Source organism: Legionella nigrisilvae (genome assembly GCF_977063395.2).
Map to the genome: position 1 here is coordinate 110,172 of NZ_CDRUGZ020000045.1, position 20,720 is coordinate 130,891.

The following is a 20,720-nucleotide window of genomic DNA, read 5'->3' on the forward strand; positions in this document are numbered from 1 at the left end:
TTTTTCTATAGGGACAAACCAATTTAATTAAGGAGAATAATCATGGAGAAAAAGATAGCAATTGTTACTGGTGGTACAGGAGGTATTGGTAGCGCTATTTGTCAACGATTAGCAACAGACTATTCTGTGATTGCCTGCTACTTCAAAAACGGCAATCATGAAGAAGCAATTCAATGGCAAAAAGAGCAACAACAAGCAGGATTTGAAATTGATATACTGTATGCGGATATTGCGCGGTTTAATGATTGTGAACAGCTGGTATCACTGGTTATGGAACGCTACGGTCGTATTGACGTATTGGTTAACAATGCAGGTGTGACTCAGGATTCCAGTTTAAAAAAGATGTCGCCAGAGCAATGGAAAAGTGTAGTGAATGCGAACCTCACCAGTGTATTTAACATGACGCGAAATACACTACCTGCCATGCTTGAGAAAGGGTATGGACGTATTATCTCTATTTCCTCAATTAATGGACGTAAGGGTCAGTTTGGGCAATGCAATTACGCAGCAACCAAGGCCGCATTGTTTGGCTTTACCAAAAGCCTGGCGCTTGAAGTAGCCAGCAAAGGCATTACGGTGAATACTATTTCGCCAGGCTATATTGAAACGCCCATGATTCGCAAAATGCGAGAAGACGTTTTAAATACTATAATTTCAGTCATACCGGTAGGGCGCTTGGGACTTCCGCAAGATGTTGCAGAGGCCGTTGCTTTTTTGGCATCCCCTGCATCGAGTTTTATCACTGGAGCTAATCTGGATGTCAATGGCGGCCAATACATGTAAAAAGCAAGGAGCAATTGCGGTTCAAATACGATTTTGAAACATTGCTCCAGCCCTTTCAAGGAGGAATAAGTAATGCACCGATTTCATAACATTTTATTCGTTAGCCATGGAATTAAGAACGAAACAGAAGCCTTACAGCTGGCGTTAAAATTAGCTTCTAAAAACGAGGCACAGCTTCATATTTTAATTACCTGCCCTCCTTTTCCTGATACGCTTAGTGAGTACAAAACTTCTTATGAAGCATCATTGATTGACAAAATGAACAAAGCCATTCAATTGGCCAAATCAGGGCTTGGGGTATCTAAAAAGAAAATTCCCATCGATATTGAAGTGGATTGTGGCACAACGGGTTTGGGGAGCAATGGAACAGCCAACCGACTTAAGGACTATATTGGTCTTTTAATATCTATAATTCGGTATGTTTCATTTTATAGGATTGTAAACTGTGAAGTTGTTCAAGTATTTTCATTGAATACAGATAGATAACCAATTTTTTTCATCATTAGTAATTAAGTTTTCAAATTACCTATAATAGAACAAATAGTTTTATTGTTTTATTCAATATCTATGATGAATTCTTTAAAAACCTTTATTTTTAGGTAACAATGACGCTTTAACATTACGGCTCTGAAGAAAACTATGAATAAGGGGTATAAATAAATGGGCTGCTCCACTTGTCCTTCTCACAAAGAACCAATGCCCAAACTGTGGCATAATCCTAAAGTCATTACGGCAGCAATAGCCGGTATATTATTAACTATTGGTTTTGTAGGCTCATATTTGACACTACCAAGGATAATTGCTAACGGGTTTTACATAGGCGCGGTGTTAATTGGTGGATATTATTTCGCACGGGAAGCTATAGAAGAATTTTTCAAAGAACATGAAATCGGTATTGAGTTTTTGATGTCTACCGCTGCTATTGTTGCTGGTGTGATGGGACAATGGGCAGAATCGGCAACACTGGTTTTTTTATATTCTATTTCTGAAGCAGCAGAGGGTTATGCTGGTGAAAGGGCGCGACATGCTATCAGAGTATTGATGGAACTTGCCCCAAAATCCGCATTAGTCCGACGTAATAATAGCGAGTTCCTAATACCTTTAGAAGACATTCAAATTGGAGATGAGTTTATTGTTCGTCCTGGTGAAAGCATCGCTACAGATGGAGAGGTCATATCTGGACATTCTAGTGTAAACCAAGCGCCTATCACGGGTGAATCAATTCCTGTTGAGAAATTTGTGGGAAATAAAGTATTTTCTGCAACTATTAACGGCGAGGGGACTCTTACTATTCGCGCTACCAAAAAATTTGCTGAGAACACGTTATCTCGTATTATTTTTCTTGTTGAAAAAGCACAGGATAAAAAAGGTCGCAGTCAACGATTTATAGAGCGTTTTGGCAATCTCTACAGTCCATTCGTTCTTTTAGCAGGGGTACTAATAGCTACCCTACCTCCTCTATTTGGGCTGCATTGGCAAGAATGGGTGCTACGTGCAACGGTGTTTATTGTTGCAGCTGCACCATGTGCTTTAGTAATTTCTATCCCAATTACCCTTGTAGCTGCTCTTGGTACAGCCAGTCGAAACGGAATATTACTTAAGGGTGGGATATATTTAGAAAAATTGGTTCAAATAAAGGTTATTGCGCTTGATAAAACAGGAACCTTAACACAAGGACAACCCAAGGTCACCGATATCATTTCGTTAAATAATTATACTCAGAACCAAATATTAAATGTAGCTGCCACCCTTGAATCGCGTTCCCAGCATCCACTGGCACATGCCATTTTACAACAAGCAAAGGCAGAAAGTGTTGCATATAAACCTGTTGAACATTTTAAGTCATTGACTGGTTCAGGGGTTCAGGGTTTTATAAATGGAGAACAATTTTATATTGGCAATCCAAAATTATTTATTGATATGGGTCTATTGGTAGAAACTGTAATTCAAGAAATAAATAAATTACAGACCGTTGGAAAGACTGTCGTATTAGTAGGAACAGATAAGGAAATTCTCGGTTTAATTGCAATTACTGATCCTCTAAGATCTACAGCAAGGCAGATGGTATCGTCCCTAAAATTGATGGGTATTGAGCGTGTTGTTATGCTCACTGGAGATAACTCGATAACTGCCGCGTCAATTGGAGTTCAAGCAGGTGTAGATGAAGTATTCTCTGATTTATCACCAGAAGATAAGACACGAAAAATTGAGGAACTGGAAAGACGTTACGGTAAGGTAATGATGGTTGGCGATGGAGTAAATGATGCTCCAGCACTTGCAGCAGCACATGTAGGAGTTGCAATGGGCGCCGCTGGAACCGATGTTGCATTAGAAACTGCGGATGTAGCATTAATGGGTGATAATTTATTAAAATTACCTTATCTCATCGAGTTTAGTCATCGAACCTGGAATATAATTTTACAAAATTTAGGACTATCTATAATTGTTATTAGCTCTCTTATTGTCGGGGCGGTAACTGGCTATTTTACGTTGCCAATAGCAGTTTTAGCCCATGAAATAAGTGAGCTTATTGTTATTGCAAGTGGTCTTCGCATGTTAAAATCTTAACTGTAGATGAGCGCATTACAATGCGCTTAATACTCTCTCCAGTTTTTGTCTTACTTCTCCAGCGACCAGATTGATCTCAGGATTGCCGACCAATTCTAATACTGATTTTGGATCCATAAATTCAATATGCACTTTGCCTATATCATCCTGGCGTACAACCACATTACATGGTAGAAGCAAACCTATAGATGGCTCCTTTTCTAAAGCATGATGGGCAAATTGCGGATTGCATGCACCAAGAATTTGATAGGGAGGCATATCTTTATTTAATTTTTTTTTCAAAGTTGCTGACACATCTATATTTGTAAGAACTCCAAATCCCTCTTTTTGCAGTTCTTCAGTAACTTTTTTAATTGCATCATCAAATGAATACAATACTTCTTTTCCAAATCCATATTTTATATTGATCATTCTTTATCCATAAAAATTAACTCAAACCATACCAGATGTTATCATTAATAAATAATTCTTAATATTAAGAATACCATAGGATTGGGGATCTGTAGTGAATTATTCTTGTTGTAAACGATAAATTGTTGCTTTATGGACATTAAACGTTTTTGCAATCTCACTTACCGATTTATCTTCTTGCAAAAGCCGCTTGGCCAATGACTTTTGTTCTTTATTCATTTTTTCAGGTCGTCCAAAACGAACTCCACGTTGCTTTGCAGCTGCGCGACCCGCACCAGTACGTTCACGAATTAAGTCACGCTCAAATTCTGCAATACCTGCGAATACGGTCATGATCATTTTACCGGCATGAGAAGTGGTATCTGCCCAAGGCTCGGAAAGCGAACAAAAGGAAGCCTCTGTTGTTCTTATGCAGTCTATTAATTCTAATAAATGCTGGGTTGAACGCGCCAATCTATCCAATTTCCAAACAACGACTACATCTTCAGGTCGAAGCTGATCAAGTAATCGTTGTAATTCTGGACGATCTCTTTTTGCACCAGAAATTTTTTCCTGATAGATACGTTTACAACCAGCTTCTTTTAGTGCAACTAATTGCAACTCTAAATTTTGATCCGTGGTTGAAACGCGAGCATACCCAATTTTCATAACTAATCCCTAATATTTTATTTGCAAATCATATCGCAAAACAATAGACTTTTGCATCTGATTTTTGCAACGAATTTAAACCTTTAAATAAAGGCATTCAAATTCCGTTGCAAAACTTCTAAGTTTAGCAACAACACCTATTGATTTTGGATAAACATGCCTGTTAGTTTTCTCTCCCCAGTACAATGTGACAATTACGCTAAATATCCTACTGACCTACCACCAGATATCGTAGATAGCCTTTTTTTCCTCGATGATCAGGATATGGAGTGGATTGCAAACAAGCGTGGTGACTTCAGCAGGTTAGGTTATGCATTACAGCTGACAACAGTTCGATTTATTGGAGCTTTTATTTCCGACTTGAATCAGATTCCTCGTGTGGTAATTGAGCGAGTTGCTATTCAAATCAAGGTTAATGATCCTGAAAGTTGCATATCAATGTACATGAAAAGTGAGCAGCGTTGGCGTCATGCTGTTGAAATTCGAGCGCGTTATGGCTATATAGAATTTGCTGAAAAAGGTAGTCGTTATCGTCTTGGTCGCATATTATGTGCACTATGCTGGACTGGTACTGACAGACCTGGAGTGCTTTTTGATCATGCAGTGGGTTGGCTATCGACCAACAAAATATTGTTACCAGGTATTACAGTTCTTGAGCGTTTTGTTGCAGAAATTCGCTCCAGGATGGAGTCTCGCTTATGGCGAATGTTGATTAAAAATTTAAGCGCATCACAACAGGAAAAACTGAATGACCTCTTGGTGGTAGAGGATGACGAACATCTGTCATTGCTTGATAAACTGCGTAAAGGTCCGGTTAGCATCAGTAGCACAGCTCTTGTGCAAGCATTAAAACGGGTTGAGTCTGCCCGCAACATTAGTGTTGAATTACCACTGTACCGCATCCCCGCCTGTAAAATAGCAACACTTGCACGCTTTGCTAATACGGCAAAAATTACAGCCATCAACCGCTTGCCGTTTGAGCGTAAAATGGCGACGCTCGTTGCTTTTGCGAATCATTTTGAGTCAGACTCCCAAGATGATTCTCTGGACGTGCTCAGTATGGTATTGCGTGATTTATTCTCAAAGGCCAAGCAAGAAAATAAAAATACACGACTGCGAACTCTTAAAGATCTCGATCAAGCTACAGCCACATTGGTCGATGCATGTAAATTACTACTGAATACAGAATTATGTGATCATGAAATTCGGGACACAATTTATACAACAGTAGGTCATGAAGCGCTTGTATCTGCAGTTGAAAATGCCACTGCCTTAATCAGGCCGCCAAGTAATGTGTTTTATCATGAGCTTGAACAAAAGGAAAAAACAGTTCAGAAATTTTTACCTTCGCTCCTTCGAGTAATAAATTTTGATAGTAATCAAGCGGGAAAACCTCTTCTTGCCAGTCTTGAATGGTTAAAGGGAAAACAAACGGATGAACCGCCAATGGAGATTATTGGAACATCATGGAAACGTAATATTGTTATTAAAAATGAATGTAGCGTTATCAATTGGCCACAAGACGAACCACGACCCACTTATCGCGTCATAAAGAAACTTGTAAAAACCCAAGATGGTATCATTTTGCATAACGATAAACTTTTATATGCTGACCTTATCAATAAAAAAATTAAGGAAATCGTTGTACCAGAGAAAAAACAATCTCAAGTTGAGAAATTGAAAAAATCCATTTTAAACATGAAGGAAGTTCAAAAAAACGCAAATAATAAAGAGCTTGCATTAATAACATCAATAACTGGCCGGGATAGCAATAGAACTACAATTGACCGAACAGCATATATATTTTGTGTTCTTGATAAATTGCAATCGGCACTGAAACATAGGGATGTGTTCATAAGTCCGAGTTGGCGGTATGCTGATCCAAGAGCCAATCTTTATTCTGGCTCAGAGTGGGAGGCAATACGTCCTATGATTTGCCGCTCATTAAATTTAACAATTGACCCAATGTTAGCCATAACAAGCCTTACAGATGAACTACATCAAGTGTATCGGTTAGTTGCTGCAAATATTGATAATAACCCTGCTGTTCGATTTGAAACAGTTAAGGGTAATGAGGAGCTGATTCTAACTCAGCTTGATGCACTTGATGAGCCTCCATCATTAAAAGCATTGAGAGCTGCTGTAAAAGCCAAATTACCACGTGTCGATTTACCCGAGATGGTACTTGAGATAGCCACACGTACTGGATTTGCGGATGGATTTACCCACATCAATGAAGGAAGTGCGCGTGCTGAGGATCTATTAATCAGTTTATGTGCTGAATTGCTAGCAGACGCTTGCAATACTGGACGAGAACCGTTTGTTCGTGAGGACATACCTGCTTTAAAAAGAGATAGATTGGTATGGGTTGATCAAAATTATATTCGAAATGAAACGATAATGGCGGTCAATGCCATTTTAGTTTCTGCTCAAAATCAAATTCCATTAGCTAAGAAATGGGGCGGAGGCGATATTGCATCGGCTGATGGCATGCGCTTCGTTGTACCGGTTAGAACAGTGCACGCTGCTCCAAATCCAAAATATTTTAAATCAGGTCGTGGTGTCACTTGGTACAATCTAATCTCTAATCAACGAACTGGCTTAAATGCTGTAACAGTACCTGGCACTTTACGTGATAGCCTAATATTGTTAGGCGTTGTTCTTGAGCAACAGACGGAATTACAGCCAACGCGGATCATGACAGATGCAGGCGCATACAGTGATATTGTATTTGGACTGTTTCGTTTGTTGGGACTTCGTTTCAGTCCGCGATTGGCTGATATGGGTGGTGCTAGATTCTGGCGGATTGATCCGTTGGCTGATTATGGAAAGCTCAATGTACTTGCAAAAAGTCGTATAAATATAAATCTTGTTCCTCCTGAGTGGGATGATATTTTACGTTTATTGGCTTCATTAAAACTCGGGAGAGTTCCCGCAGAAGGCATTATGCGCACTCTTCAAGTTGCTGATAAACCAACTCGTTTAGCCAAAGCAATTGCCGAAATTGGGCGAATTGACAAAACTATCCACATGCTCAATTATCTTCATGATGAGTCATTCCGTCGTCAGACTTTGGTACAACTAAATTTGGGCGAAGGCAGACACAGTTTAGGTCGTTCTGTTTTTCATGGTAAGCGAGGAGAACTTCATCAGCGGTATCGTGCAGGGCAAGAAGATCAGTTAGGTGCCCTTGGACTGGTTTTAAATATCATTACACTTTGGAACACTATTTACATGGATGCTGCCATTAATCAATTACGACAAGAAGGCTTCCCCGTATACGATGAAGATGTAGCCAGACTGTCCGCATATGGATATGGTCATATTAATATGCTCGGACGATATTCCTTTGCCATGCCAGATGAGGTAAAACGTGGTGAGTTAAGGCCATTAAGAACAACAGAAAAGCCTTAAGTCGGTTGGCTGTTCCATTGCTCCCCAAGCCCGCACAACACCTGACATCCGAATCATTCGCCATGTCCTTAAAAATTCACATGATCTTCTCATCAAAGAAGCGGAAACACGAGAAGGTATGAAAGGCTTTAAAGCACTGGACATGGAACTATTGCGCAAATGCCCCTGTGCCTTGTTTCTTTATCGTCCGCTTAAGCACACGCAACAGGATATTCGCATTGCAGTGGCTATTGATCCCAAAGATGAAGAAGCAGAAGCCCTGGACCTTTCGCTTCGCTTATTAGAAGTTGCTCATTCATTAAACGTCCGTTATCAGGGTAAATTAAGTATTATTTCCTGTTGGGAATTTGCGCTGGAAAGTTACTTACGGGATAGTGTGTGGTTAAAAATATCTAAAGAAGAATTAGATAGAATAGTCGCTGAAGAAAAACATGTTCATGGATTGCTCTTGCAAGAGCTCATTAAACGGTCTCAAATTTCTGGAGCATACCAAATTGACCATCTGAAAGGACAACCAGAAGAGGTTATCCCCGCCATCATAACCCATAAAAGAATCGATATTTTGGTGATGGGCACCGTCGCACGCACCGGGATATCTGGATTTATGATTGGCAATACTGCGGAAAACATCTTGCAAGACATTGATTGCTCGTTACTGGCATTAAAACCACAAGGTTTTGTATCCCCAGTAAAAGCCTATTAATCAGGGAAAAGAGGACCATGGTGGAATCAAAAAACAACATCCCAGAGCTCTGCTGGCATGAGCAGTCAGCAGAAGCAATTCTCGCGACATTAAATACTACATCAGAATTCGGTTTAAGCGAGGACGAATCGAAAAACAGATTAAAACGTTATGACCTCAATTGTTTACCGGAACCTCAAAGAAAAAATGTTTATTTTCGCTTCTTGCTCCAGTTTCATAACATCCTCATCTATGTGTTACTAGGGGCTGCTCTGGTGACTTTACTCTTGCAACATTGGATAGATACTGGCGTTATTTTAGCAGTCGTCATCATCAATGCCCTAATCGGTTTTATCCAGGAAGGAAAAGCAGAAAAAGCACTGGACGCGATTCGGAAAATGCTGTCCCCTACGGCTACCGTATTACGGGATGGCGAACGACGGCGTATTGCTGGTGAGGAGCTTGTGCCAGGCGATATTGTTTTGCTGGAAGCAGGAGATAAAGTTCCTGCCGATGTACGCTTAATAAAATCTCATGGACTCACCATCCAGGAGGCCATCTTAACTGGTGAATCCATTCCGGTTGAAAAACACATTCATTCAGTCCCAAGAAATGCCGTATTAGGTGACAGGACTTGTATGGCATTTAGTGGGACCCTGGTAACCAATGGTCAGGGCAAAGGCATTGTGGTGGCCACAGGCTCATCCACTCAAATTGGACATATTAGTGGGCTATTGTCAAAAGTAGAGTCTTTAACCACACCCTTAGTCCTACAAATGGGGCTGTTTGCAAAATGGCTGACTTTGTTCATTTTATTGATTGCGGCACTCCTTCTTGCGTATGGGTATTTTGTTCAACATCACCCGTTTGTTGAATTGTTTATGGTCGTGGTTGGTTTATCGGTTGCGGCTATCCCGGAAGGTCTTCCTGCCGTTCTTTCAATTACCTTAGCTATTGGTGTGCAGGCTATGGCGCGACGACATACCATTGTACGTCGACTACCTGCCATTGAAACCTTAGGCGCGGTATCGGTTATCTGTACGGATAAAACAGGTACCCTCACTCTAAATGAGATGACCGTGTCTTCGGTTATAACCAGCAGCCACCTATTTACTCTCGACAGCACCGGTTACGAGCCGGTCGGTGCCCTGATGTTGAATGAACAAATCATTGATCATAACGAGCACCCTGTACTGAAAAAACTGGCCCATGCAGCAATTCTTTGCAATGACGCCATGCTTCGTGAACATGAAGGATGTTGGTCTGTGGATGGGGACCCTATGGAGGGCGCTTTGTTAACCTTTGCAGGTAAGACGGGACTTGTCCTTAAAGAGGAAAACGAATCCTGGAGGCGTACCGATATCATTCCTTTTGATGCCAAGCATCGCTTCATGGCAACTCTTCACCACGACCATTTCAATCATGCGATGGTCATGGTGAAGGGAGCTCCTGAGCAGATTTTGGGTATGTGTCAAGTTCAACAAACAGACTGGGGTGGAACAGAGCCATTAAATGAGTCTTACTGGAAAGAGCAGATGGAAATGATTGCAGCAAGTGGACAGCGCATCCTCGCTTTTGCTGTCAGAAAAATAAAGCCAGAACATATCGTTTTGGAGTTCGCTGATGTTGAAGGGAATCTCACGTTACTTGGGATGGTTGGACTGATTGATCCGCCCAGACCTGAAGCCATTGCAGCAGTGGCAGAATGCCATACAGCGGGCATTCAAGTAAAAATGATCACAGGCGATCATGCCAGTACAGCGGTTGCTATTGGCCGGCAAATAGGACTTAAAAATTTGGATAAGGTATTAACAGACATTGATTTGGATAACATGGATGACGCCGTACTCAGAAATGCTGTATTGCTAACCGATATTTTTGCCCGAACAAGTCCTGAACATAAACTAAGGCTGGTGATGGCATTGCAATCACATGGAATGACTGTGGCCATGACCGGCGATGGGGTCAATGATGCGCCTGCGTTAAAACGAGCAGATGCAGGAATTGCTATGGGGAGAAAAGGCAGTGAAGTCGCCAAAGAGGCGGCTGAATTTGTACTGGTGGATGATAATTTTGCTTCCATTGTAGCCGCTGTACGTGAAGGCCGTACTGTTTATGATAATCTTAAAAAAGTGATTAGCTGGACTTTACCCACCAATGCGGGTGAGTCAATGACGATTATCCTGGCTCTGCTGTTAGGTCTAAGCTTGCCGGTAACGCCGATTCAAATTTTATGGATCAACCTGATTACCGCAGTGACTCTTGGCATTGCCCTGGCCTTTGAGCCGACCGAAGAAGGGACCATGCAAAGACCACCACGCCCTCGAAACGAGCCTTTACTGACCGGCAGCTTGGTATGGCATATGCTTCTGGTTTCTATTCTCTTTATTTGTGGCGTCTTTGGACTCTATTTTTATGCGCTCGATCGCGGTTACTCGCTTGAGTTGGCACGCACAATCGCATTAAACACACTGGTTGTTCTTGAGATTTTTCATTTGTTTTATATTCGCAATATTTATGGAACATCACTCACATGGAACGCAGTACAAGGGACCAAAGTGGTTTGGATGGCGGTCATTGTGATTACTGTGGCACAGTTTGCAATCACCTATTTCGCTCCTTTACAAACCATATTTGTTACTGAAAGTATCCCCTTTGGGGATGGCGTACTCGTCGTTCTAACCGGCGCACTGTTTTTTGCTGTGCTTGAAATTGAAAAGCAACTGCGGTTAAAGCTGATTGCTGTTCGCAAGAGTTAGACTTAAAGAAAATCCATATGACTCATTTGCTTTTCTACAATATTTAATACATTAATAGTTGCTTTGATGTATTGACCATCGAGAAATGTTTTGTGTGCTTTATTAAAATCTGCAACAAACTCTCTTCCAAGACTTTTACATTCATCAAAGTTTGTTCGATTCATTGTCGCAGTTATTGTGCTATTAAAATCTTCTACATTATGACTAATGTATTTTTTGGTTAATTCTGCACATGCCGTGGAAATGTGAATAAAAATGAGTAAAGAAATAGTTAATATTCTGTCCATAGTGATCGTTATATACCCGAGTCATAACAGGGCGTGAATTATATACGAAGATGAACTGAATTCAGAGTATATTAAAGATTAAATATCCTTTACAGCGCATTCAACGGACTTTAGTAAAGCATGTTTCAATTCATTGGCGCAGATTGGGTTAATTTGTAGATGGCGGTAATAAATCATAGGTGACGTGGTCAAATCTATGAAACTACGTCATTTTTTATACATAATTTGCTTTAAAAAAGAGGATATTGAATGTCTACGGTGCCTATTTCGTTAATTAAATTATAATAGTTTTCATTTGTAGAGTATGTTAGCGTCAAGAAAGATGTATCTTGTTTGTGGTCTAAGCTAATTGTGGTATGTTCAAATCCTCCTGGAAATACAATTGAAGGTGTGTCTTTTTTTGTAAGTTTAGTATCGATTTCAAATCCAAGAAAAAGATAATAATTTTCATTTCCTTTTATAAAGGCATTTTCTATCATGACTCCCTTCAAGTCGGTGTCATTGTTTCTTTTAAAAAACATAACTGGTTCGCCTTTGGAATTGTATTCTCTTAAGTGTTGTTTTAAATAAGTATCATTGTACCAATATGCCGTAAACTTTAAATTTAAAAATTCAGGTATTTGGATGTCATAGAAAGTTTTTTTATCATTTGCATTGTGTGTGTCGATTGGTTTTTCTTAACTACGTGGGTATCAAGTACAGACTTATTATTTTAATCTAACAGAAGAATTAATTTTGGGAAAAATAGATGGTTTGGATTACATCTTAAGCAAATCAGCAACCCGCAATTCCTGCAAGTGGGGTTCGCCTATTGCCTCATAAGTGAATGTTACCGAAGGGTCTTTCGAATATCTAATTTTGAATATCTCATTTTATTAATATATTTTAAAATGGGCTATAATTGATTATTCGAAAGTTAAATTGAAATGACATTAGTATAATGAAAATTCAATCTTTTCAATACATCCAAAATCTGGGATGGAGCATTCAGAAATTTCCTGAACTGGACTCCGAAAGTACATTCGTTTTAGTTTTTGCCAGTCCAAACTTTAGAAATAATGCAAAACCAATTGAACAATTAGCCCAAGCTTATAAAAAATCAAAAATCATAGGTTGTTCCACCGCAGGGGAAATTTTGGGGCCTAATATTTTTGATAACAGTATTTCCGTTGCTGTGGTTCAATTTGAATCCACAAAACTACAGCTCGCAAAGGCTGAAGTAAAAAGAACTGAAGATTCTTACGAGGCCGGTGCCCAATTGGCAAAATTATTGCATCAACATCAGAAACCCAAGGGTATTTTTATTTTGTCTGACGGCTTACATGTTAATGGTTCCGAATTAATCAAGGGCTTAAACAAACACTCAGCTAAAGAAGTCATTATTACTGGAGGACTTGCTGGTGACGGTGCTGATTTTAAAAATACCTGGCTTATCTATGAAGGACAAATCGTTGACCACTGCATTGCAGCCATAGGGTTTTATGGCGAGCAAATCCACATAGGATATGGGTCGCAAGGCGGTTGGGATATTTTTGGTCCAGAAAGATTCATTACCCACTCTAAAGGAAATATTCTTTATGAATTAGACCATCAACCGGCATTAAAACTCTATAAAGCTTATCTTGGTGAGAGGGCTTCTGAATTACCGGCTTCTGGTTTGCTTTACCCACTTGCTATCCGTAATTATTTTGATCCAGATTCTCAGTATATTGTACGCACTATTTTGGGTATTGATGAAAACAGCCAATCCTTAGTTTTTGCTGGAGACGTACCTCAAGGATACCATGCTCGATTAATGCGTGCCAATTTTGATAGACTCATTGAAAGTGCGAATGATGCAAGTGAAAGCGCTAATAATCTTCTTTTTGAAAATAGGGACTTAAAAGAAGAGCCCGTTTTGGCAATTGATATTAGTTGTGTTGGCAGAAGACTACTATTAGGTGAGCGCACTGAGGAAGAAACAGAAACTACATTGCAATCAATGCCCAAGGGATCAACTCAAATTGGCTTTTACTCTTATGGTGAATTGTCACCATTGACCGTTGGCAATTGTGAATTACATAACCAAACAATGACCATTACTCTTTTATTAGAGAACCATAGGTAATGGACTATAAAAATATGTATCCAATTCCGCTTTTCAAAGCCATTTTGTTTGCTCACAATCAACGAAAGAGAAATGAGCCGCCTCACTCGCTGACAATAGAGGTAGCTGGCGAATTATTTTGTTTCAACAATAATACAAAAGGTAACATAATCAGAAAACTCCACATGATAAACGCGAATGTATTGATATAAGAGAGCATTAGCGATTGTTTACCTAGCTCATTCAATAATAAGGCAGCGGCTTGTGGATCCGTGGCTTTAAGATGCCAGGGGCGTAGGTATTCCATTAATGCTGGATTGTAGGGTTGAATTGAGCCTGCGATTTGATTCCAGGCCATTTGAGTGTGGCGACTTAAGAAGGTGATAGTAATGGAAATCCCTACAGAAGAGCCTATGGTACGTAATAGGCTGTACAGTCCAGCCGCTTCGGCACGAGAAGAAACCGGTAAGGTTGAAAATGCTACAGAGGATAATGGAACGAAAATCAAGCCCAATCCAAATCCTTGGAGTATTAATGGCCAAATGAGCCAGGCTAGACTAACCTCTTGGGAGTAATGAGTCGTGATATAAATCCCGGAAGCACTGAGTAACACTCCTATCGAAATTAACCAGCGAGGTTGAACTTGATTAATTAATTTACCAACAATCATCATGCTGAACATACTGGCAATCCCGCGGGGCGCCATGATTAATCCTGCGATTAAAACGGGATAATTCAGTAAACCTTGTAGCATTTGGGGTTGGATAACCATTGTTCCATACATACCCAATCCCAAGATGGCCAGTAATAGACTGGAAAGAACAAAATTACGATCTTGAAAAATAGAAAGGTCAAAGAGGGCATTGGATTTGTTTTTGATGCTGTACGCTATGAATCCACATAAACTGATGAGACCTAAAAATGTGGCAGTGCGAATATCCAAGGCGGCAAACCAATCCATTTGATTGCCGCGATCAAGAACATATTGAATGGAGCCTACTGCCAACGCAATGAGTATCATGCCAATCCAATCCATCTTGCGTTCCTTTTTAAGAGTATCCGGAACAAAATGGAATACCATCAGTGTTGCCGCAATCCCAAATGGAATATTGACATAAAATGTCCATCGCCAACTGGCAATGTCAGTAAGATACCCACCCAGCGACGGACCTAAGATAGGGCCTACCATGACGCCCATACCCCAAATGGCCATGGCTTTACCGCGTTCATTATCTGGAAAAATGTCAGTCAAAATGGCTTGGGATAAAGGAACCAACCCAGCACCAAAAATGCCTTGAAGCAATCTAAATACCACCATTTGTACGATAGAGGTTGCTGCACCACACAAAGCGGAGGTAAGGGTAAACCCTATAATTGATAAAAGAAGGTAGGCTTTTCGGCCAAACCTATCTGTAAAATAACCGGTTAAAGGCATGAAAATGGCAGAAGCTACTAAATAACTGGTTAAGGTCCAGGTTATTTCATCGGGGCTTGCGCCTAATGAACCCTGCATATGAGGCAGTGCGACATTAACTATGGTCGTGTCCAATACTTGCATCAGGGTAGCTGCCATGATGGCTACGGTAATTATCCAGCGTTGTGAGGCGGATAAAGAGTCCGAAGGATTATTCATGAGGTTTTACTCACTTGCTTGGACTGTAAATCGATGGATACCTTGGCTGAAGTGCCCAGGCGCAAAGGATATTGGGAGTCCGGTTTGATGATTTGCACGCGGACAGGGACGCGTTGTGTTACTTTGACCCAGTTTCCAGTGGCATTTTGTGGTGGCATTAATGAAAACGCCGTGCCGCTTCCACCGCTAATGCTGTTGACCACCCCAATGAATTGTTTATGGGGATACATGTCGATTTTAATGGTTGCTCGTTGATTTGGTTGGATGTGTTCCAGTTCTGTTTCTTTAAAATTAGCATCCACCCAAAAGGTGGTGTCATCAATCATCGCAAACAGGGGCTGGTTTTCTGAAACGACATTGCCCACCCTGAGAGACAGGTTGCTCACCCAACCACTTGTTGGAGCGAGCACACGGGCATAGGATAGTCTCAATTTGGCTTCTTTGAGTTTGGCTTCTGAAAGTCTCAAAGCTGCTTTGGCGCTTTTAAGTTTTGCTTTAACATCATCTCCGGCTTGACGAGACATCACTTCGCTTTTGACTAACTCTCGGGTTCGAATGGAAGTGGCTTCGGCATGTTGCAGATTGGTCTTATCAATGAGATATTGGGCCTCAGCTTGTTCCACTGCGACTTCAAAAGGCGTGCGGTCTAACTCAAACAGCAGTTGCCCTTTTTCAACAAATTGATTGTTCTCCACATAGAGGTGTTTTACCGGGCCGGTTACTCGGGATGCAATTTGGACTACATTTCCATTAATATAGGCATCTTCTGTACTGACATACCGTTGAGCAAGAGTCCAGAAATAAATGCTGGCTAAGGTGATTAATGTGAGACTTAAGACGATTAGAAAACGTTTCCATGAATGCGTTTTATTGCGCCACTTGTGCAGGATTGATTTCTTCAGAAGGGTTGGGTTATTCATAAGATTCCTCGGCGGTTTTCTTAATTTTTTGTAGTGTGGCAATACATGCTTCTAATTCTGCTTCAGATAAAGGAGCAAGTAATTCCTTAGAAAGTTCCTCTGCGGTATTTTGTATCTGGTCAAGAGTCAATGTGGCTTTTTCAGTAAGGCAGATGACTTTGACGCGGCGATCGTAGTCTGCATCTTGTCGAATCACCCATCCTTCTTTAGTGAGGCGATCGATTAAACCGACAATAGTCGGCGCCTCAATGCCTAGCTTTTTAGCAAGTTGGATTTGTGTCAATGGGTATTTCGTCATGGAGAGAAGGAGCAATGCCCGCCATTTTGCCTGGCTAAGGCCTAATGGTTTTAAGCGTTTATCAAGTAAATTTCGCCAAGTGGCTGCGGTTTCATATAATACCATAGGGAACGCGTTCATATTGTATAGCCCGTTGTTAACTAATGATTTGTAACTCATTTCATTTAATTCTAAAATTTTCTCTGACTTAGTTAAAAAAGGAAAAAGTATTTCAATTCATTCACAGAGCGAATGACCCCCATTTTTTGCACATTCCTTATTTTTGCTAGTTCATTAATCCACCTCATTGATTCCTAATAAACAAGGTGCACGAGGTTTAAGGATAGAGCCCTCCACCTAAAGCAAGATACAGTTGAATGGTGTCTTGATACCTTTGTGCTTGAGCATTGACATAGCCCAAACGCGATTGAGCATACAATCGTTCCGCATCAAGCACTTCTAAAACGCCAACCACGCCTGCAGTAAAGCTCAATCTGGCCACACGTAGAGACTCTTTGGCGGTCAGCACCGCTTTTTTCTGTAATGCAAGTTCCTCTGCATCGTGTTTTAAGGCATACAACAGGTCGCTCACTTGATAAAATGCTTTAAGTACTATGTGTTGGTATTGAGCCAAAACCGATTGGTAGGCATGGATGGAGGCTCGGCGTTGTGCACGCAATGTCCCTCCAGAAAAAACAGGAGTTGTTAAATTACTCAAAAGACTCCATGCATTAGGAGAAATACTTGATAGAGCGCTGGGAATTACTCCCTCCTGTAAGAGTGTGGCAGAAAGGGTGATGTTGGGATAAAGACGTGCCGTAGCGATTCCAACATCCGCACTGGCTGCATGCAAACTCGCTTCCGCAGCGAGGATATCCGGCCTTTTATGAGCAAGCGTTGATGGCAGTTCTAATGGCAGTTTTTTAGGCAAAGTAAAGTCTTTTAACTGAAAAACTAAATCCTTCTGTGAACGCGGTGGCAGTGTACCTAAAAGAACATTGAGTGTGTTTTGTGCAACACGAAGTTGTTGATAGAGAGAGGGCAATAAAGTTTCATCATTGGTTAACTGGCTTTGCGCGCTTAAAACATCACTTCGAGAAGACGAACCCACACTAAAGGATTTTTGAATCAGCTGTAGATTTTTCTTGTCATCCTGGATAATGTCCTTAAGTACATCGATGCGTGCTTTTATTGTCGCAAGGGTTAAAGACGTTGTGGCGATGTTACCGGTTAATGTCAAAAATGCGGCATCCAGCTCATGTTGTTGATATAAAGCTAATGCCTTTTGCTTTTCAATGGTGCGACGTGTTCCACCAAAGACATCGAGCGTATAAGAAGCATTAGGACCTATTTGATAATAGGAAAAGGGTTCAATTCGGAGATTAACGGGTCCAAATGTGGCAGGACCATATTGTTGCCTTCCGACGGTCGCATTGAGCCCGGCTTGAGGCCATAACTGGCCTTGGGAGGCCGCAACCAACTCTTTGGCTTGTGCCAAGGATTCTCGCATGGCCGCCAGAGAATAATTATGCTGGATGCCTTGCTCCATCAGGTGATTGAGCGCTGGGGAATGAAATTCTTTCCACCAGGTTCGTGACGTTTTATTCTTCAGTGCTACGTGTTGATTGCCCAATTGATATGTTGATTTAGAGGTGTAGGCTTGGTTTCTTAATGGTGAGGGTCTTACAAAATCAGGCCCAACAGTGCATGAGCATAAAGCCATTGCCCCTGTTAACCCAATCAACTTGTGGTAAGCGGATTTCATATGCTTCTCCATTTCAATCTGGAGGACACAGGGTGGATAGGGATTCTCTTACAATCAAGGGATGTTGCCCCAGCAGGTTTTAAGTACGATTTATTCATGACCTGCCCTACTCTGAGTCGCTTAATTGACGTCTCAAAGAGGGTAGGATGCTGCGTAAGGAGCAATGGATTTTTTACCCTTAAGAAGGGGAATAGCCAGGCTCGATGGGCCTGACCAAAATTCAACTGTTTTGAGATTGTATCGAGCAAATAGAGCCAACCAAGGCTAATTTCATGCACTAACAGAGTGAAGCGCCTCATTTCCAAAAACCAATTAACAAACTAATAATTAGCATGCTAACATAAATTAAAATCAAGCGATAGAGGATAAGCGCTTAAAATATTATCTCAATTAGTGAATTAGAGCGGATGGCTTCTTCTTTCTCCGCAAAGCTTTATTTATTTGGATTAAGTAAGCTATGATGCAAGGTGGCTGCGATTAGAGAATTTATTCACAAGTTGCAGTGATAGAACAAGAATTAACTCTTTATTTTCTCGAAAAGGCAACACCTAATTCCATTGCTGGAGCAACAAATTGAATATTTTTCTGGCCATAGGGCTCTTTATCATAGGACTTCTATTGGTGATTTGTTTTGCTGAGAAACTGGTGAAAGGAGCCGTGGGAACTTCGGCCAGTTTTGGAGTTTCTACTTTTTTCATCAGCGTTGTTTTTATTGGTTTCGACCCAGAAAACTTAGCCATTGGAGCCGTCGGTGCGTTTAACGAAATGGCAGGCATTGCCTTAGGTTCAATCATCGGTGCCACCATGGTCGCGATTGCACTAGCCTTTGGCATCACCGCATTAATTGCACCGATGACATTTAAGCAAACACCAAAACGTATTCTTATTTTACCTAACCTAGCTATTCTTCTATGGGGGCTATTCGCATTAGATGGGGAACTTTCGAGAATCGATGGCTTGATTTTATTTGTAAGCTTTATCCTTTCAGTCTTTTACCTCTTATGGCTCCATAAAAAAGGGTATGACATCAAGCCATCTCATGAACTTTCTGAAACCATAGACTCGGTCAAAAAAGAAGAACGGTGGAAATCTTTAGGATTACTTCTCTTCTCTCTAGTAGCCATTCTTGTGGGGAGTGAGCTCATCGTTATGGCATCTAAAACCATGATTCGATATTTTGGACTTTCCGGCACCTTTTTCGGAATGATTATTCTTGCTTTTTTAGTCAGTATTGAGGAAATAGCCAGGGAATTGCCTGCAGCACTTAAAGGAAGAGCGGAAATTAGTTTTGGTAATGTGGTCGGTTCAATTTTTGCATTTTTTTTATTTAATGCAGGTATTATTGCCATGATAAAACCCGTGAAGGTCAATCAGCAAACATTAATTTTCTATCTGCCTTTTTGCTTGTTCACCATGGTCATAATCTCTCTTTTTATGTTAACACAGCGGATATCACGATGGATGGGCGGCGTCTTGGTTTTTTTATATCTCATCTTCGCTGTAGGAGGATATTTTCTTTTTTAAATTTCTACTTGATTATTAATCAATGTTATTTGTCATGGGTTATCAGTCAAGAAATGAAGAGGTCATGTTGTCATCGACCCAAATGGTATTGCCATGATTTTTTTTAGCCTTGTAGCAGGCGTCGTCCGCTTTTTTTAGCACGCTATTGATGGATAACGAGTTCTTGGTTAATTGGGTGATGCCCACAGAACAACCAAGTGATGAATGATTAGGGAGTTTTTCTTTGGTAATCCGAGAAGTCGTTTGAATGATTTTCTGTCCGATAGACTTGGCTTTAGTTAAGGGGATGTTTTCAACCAATACCACAAATTCATCGCCACCATAGCGGGCAATGATGTCTTCTTCTCGAAGTTGTTGTTTTAATAATTGACCAAAGCGCTGTAAGATTTGGTCCCCGAAATCATGGCCATATTCATCATTGATTTTCTTAAACCCATCTAAATCAACAAACATGACCGTTAACTGTCCAGTGTTTAATTTGATTTTTCTAAAGCGATTGTCCAAAATTTCCATTAAATAATGACGATTGAAGCATCCGGTGAGTTTATCGTGTTCTGCATTATAACGAATTTTTTCATATTCTAACTTCAAATTATCCATGGTTTTGATTTTTTCAATCGTTTTTGAACTCAAATAACTCATCCAAAACACATAAAAACCCCCTAATAAAAAAAGGGTGGCGTAAAAATAATTCGTAAAAAACTCATTAATCAAAAGGGTGTAGACAATGACAAAAAGAAAACTGCCTATAAAAAAACAAATAAGCACAAGATTGGCTATCCATTGGTAATGATAATACGATGCTTTTTTGATAAGCGGCCAAACCACGATGGCTCCTCCTAAAAGGAAAAAAATCCCTATAATAATCATAATGAGTGTAAAATACATTTGTCTTAAATCATTAAGTGAATTAATTTTAATATAGCAAAAATAACTTAAATCAGTTTTATGCCAAACAACGTG

The 20,720-nt window shown here is 40.4% G+C and carries 16 protein-coding genes and 1 pseudogene; 8 read left to right on the forward strand and 9 right to left on the reverse strand.

The window, feature by feature from the left end:
* Nucleotides 1-42: 42 nt before the first annotated feature.
* The 3 genes from phbB (at nucleotide 43) to ACWTE2_RS34355 (ending at nucleotide 3,351) form a co-directional block, all read left to right on the forward strand.
* Nucleotides 43-783: an acetoacetyl-CoA reductase gene (phbB, locus tag ACWTE2_RS34345; protein WP_014845094.1), complete on the forward strand. Its 741-nt coding sequence runs from the start codon at nucleotides 43-45 to the stop codon at nucleotides 781-783.
* Between the two features lie 72 nt (nucleotides 784-855).
* On the forward strand, nucleotides 856-1,269 hold the full coding sequence (locus tag ACWTE2_RS34350) for a hypothetical protein (protein ID WP_014845095.1): 414 nt from the start codon (nucleotides 856-858) through the stop codon (nucleotides 1,267-1,269).
* Between the two features lie 174 nt (nucleotides 1,270-1,443).
* Nucleotides 1,444-3,351: a heavy metal translocating P-type ATPase gene (locus ACWTE2_RS34355; protein WP_012187540.1), complete on the forward strand. Its 1,908-nt coding sequence runs from the start codon at nucleotides 1,444-1,446 to the stop codon at nucleotides 3,349-3,351.
* A gap of 15 nt (nucleotides 3,352-3,366) precedes the next feature.
* On the opposite strand, the gene ACWTE2_RS34360 is transcribed toward ACWTE2_RS34355, so the two are convergent.
* Entirely contained in the window at nucleotides 3,367-3,762 is a 396-nt protein-coding gene (locus ACWTE2_RS34360; RefSeq protein WP_012187539.1) for a DUF302 domain-containing protein, read from the reverse strand.
* A gap of 99 nt (nucleotides 3,763-3,861) precedes the next feature.
* Nucleotides 3,862-4,410 (reverse strand): recombinase family protein, encoded by a 549-nt coding sequence (locus tag ACWTE2_RS34365; protein WP_012187538.1) that lies wholly within the window; start codon nucleotides 4,408-4,410, stop codon nucleotides 3,862-3,864.
* A gap of 156 nt (nucleotides 4,411-4,566) precedes the next feature.
* On the opposite strand from ACWTE2_RS34365, the gene ACWTE2_RS34370 reads away from it, so the two are divergent.
* The 3 genes and pseudogenes from ACWTE2_RS34370 to ACWTE2_RS34380 all read left to right on the forward strand — a co-directional run bounded on the left by ACWTE2_RS34370 (nucleotide 4,567) and on the right by ACWTE2_RS34380 (nucleotide 11,265).
* The gene (locus tag ACWTE2_RS34370; protein ID WP_012187537.1) at nucleotides 4,567-7,824 is read left to right on the forward strand and encodes a Tn3 family transposase; all 3,258 of its coding nucleotides are present in this window, start codon (nucleotides 4,567-4,569) and stop codon (nucleotides 7,822-7,824) included.
* 40 nt (nucleotides 7,825-7,864) lie between these two features.
* A pseudogene (locus tag ACWTE2_RS34375) lies at nucleotides 7,865-8,527 on the forward strand (universal stress protein); the annotation flags it as partial.
* Nucleotides 8,528-8,544: 17 nt separating this feature from the next.
* Nucleotides 8,545-11,265, forward strand: coding sequence for a cation-transporting P-type ATPase (locus ACWTE2_RS34380; protein WP_014845097.1), 2,721 nt, complete (start codon nucleotides 8,545-8,547; stop codon nucleotides 11,263-11,265).
* A 2-nt stretch (nucleotides 11,266-11,267) separates the two neighbouring features.
* Here ACWTE2_RS34380 and ACWTE2_RS34385 read toward each other — a convergent pair whose 3' ends face one another.
* On the reverse strand, nucleotides 11,268-11,552 hold the full coding sequence (locus ACWTE2_RS34385) for a hypothetical protein (protein ID WP_014845098.1): 285 nt from the start codon (nucleotides 11,550-11,552) through the stop codon (nucleotides 11,268-11,270).
* Between the two features lie 230 nt (nucleotides 11,553-11,782).
* Nucleotides 11,783-12,073 (reverse strand): hypothetical protein, encoded by a 291-nt coding sequence (locus ACWTE2_RS34390; RefSeq protein ID WP_014845099.1) that lies wholly within the window; start codon nucleotides 12,071-12,073, stop codon nucleotides 11,783-11,785.
* 419 nt (nucleotides 12,074-12,492) lie between these two features.
* On the opposite strand from ACWTE2_RS34390, the gene ACWTE2_RS34395 reads away from it, so the two are divergent.
* Nucleotides 12,493-13,659 carry an FIST signal transduction protein gene (locus ACWTE2_RS34395; protein WP_014845100.1) on the forward strand — a complete coding sequence of 389 codons (1,167 nt, stop codon included), beginning with the start codon at nucleotides 12,493-12,495 and terminating at the stop codon, nucleotides 13,657-13,659.
* Nucleotides 13,660-13,741: 82 nt separating this feature from the next.
* Here the strand turns inward: ACWTE2_RS34395 and ACWTE2_RS34400 are convergent, their stop codons facing one another.
* The 4 genes from ACWTE2_RS34400 to ACWTE2_RS34415 all read right to left on the reverse strand — a co-directional run bounded on the left by ACWTE2_RS34400 (nucleotide 13,742) and on the right by ACWTE2_RS34415 (nucleotide 18,233).
* A complete protein-coding gene (locus ACWTE2_RS34400; protein WP_014845101.1) occupies nucleotides 13,742-15,271 on the reverse strand; it encodes a DHA2 family efflux MFS transporter permease subunit in 1,530 nt (509 codons plus the stop codon).
* Nucleotides 15,268-16,191: an HlyD family secretion protein gene (locus tag ACWTE2_RS34405; protein ID WP_014845102.1), complete on the reverse strand. Its 924-nt coding sequence runs from the start codon at nucleotides 16,189-16,191 to the stop codon at nucleotides 15,268-15,270. The genes ACWTE2_RS34400 and ACWTE2_RS34405 overlap by 4 nt, the downstream gene beginning before the upstream one ends.
* Nucleotides 16,184-16,594 (reverse strand): MarR family winged helix-turn-helix transcriptional regulator, encoded by a 411-nt coding sequence (locus ACWTE2_RS34410; RefSeq protein WP_231294697.1) that lies wholly within the window; start codon nucleotides 16,592-16,594, stop codon nucleotides 16,184-16,186. The genes ACWTE2_RS34405 and ACWTE2_RS34410 overlap by 8 nt, the downstream gene beginning before the upstream one ends.
* 211 nt (nucleotides 16,595-16,805) lie before the next feature.
* Nucleotides 16,806-18,233, reverse strand: coding sequence for an efflux transporter outer membrane subunit (locus tag ACWTE2_RS34415; protein WP_014845104.1), 1,428 nt, complete (start codon nucleotides 18,231-18,233; stop codon nucleotides 16,806-16,808).
* 573 nt (nucleotides 18,234-18,806) lie between these two features.
* Between ACWTE2_RS34415 and ACWTE2_RS34420 the strand changes: the two genes are divergently transcribed.
* Nucleotides 18,807-19,757, forward strand: coding sequence for a sodium:calcium antiporter (locus ACWTE2_RS34420; protein ID WP_014845105.1), 951 nt, complete (start codon nucleotides 18,807-18,809; stop codon nucleotides 19,755-19,757).
* Nucleotides 19,758-19,799: 42 nt separating this feature from the next.
* Here the strand turns inward: ACWTE2_RS34420 and ACWTE2_RS34425 are convergent, their stop codons facing one another.
* On the reverse strand, nucleotides 19,800-20,585 hold the full coding sequence (locus ACWTE2_RS34425) for a GGDEF domain-containing protein (RefSeq protein ID WP_230304804.1): 786 nt from the start codon (nucleotides 20,583-20,585) through the stop codon (nucleotides 19,800-19,802).
* Nucleotides 20,586-20,720: the final 135 nt, after the last annotated feature.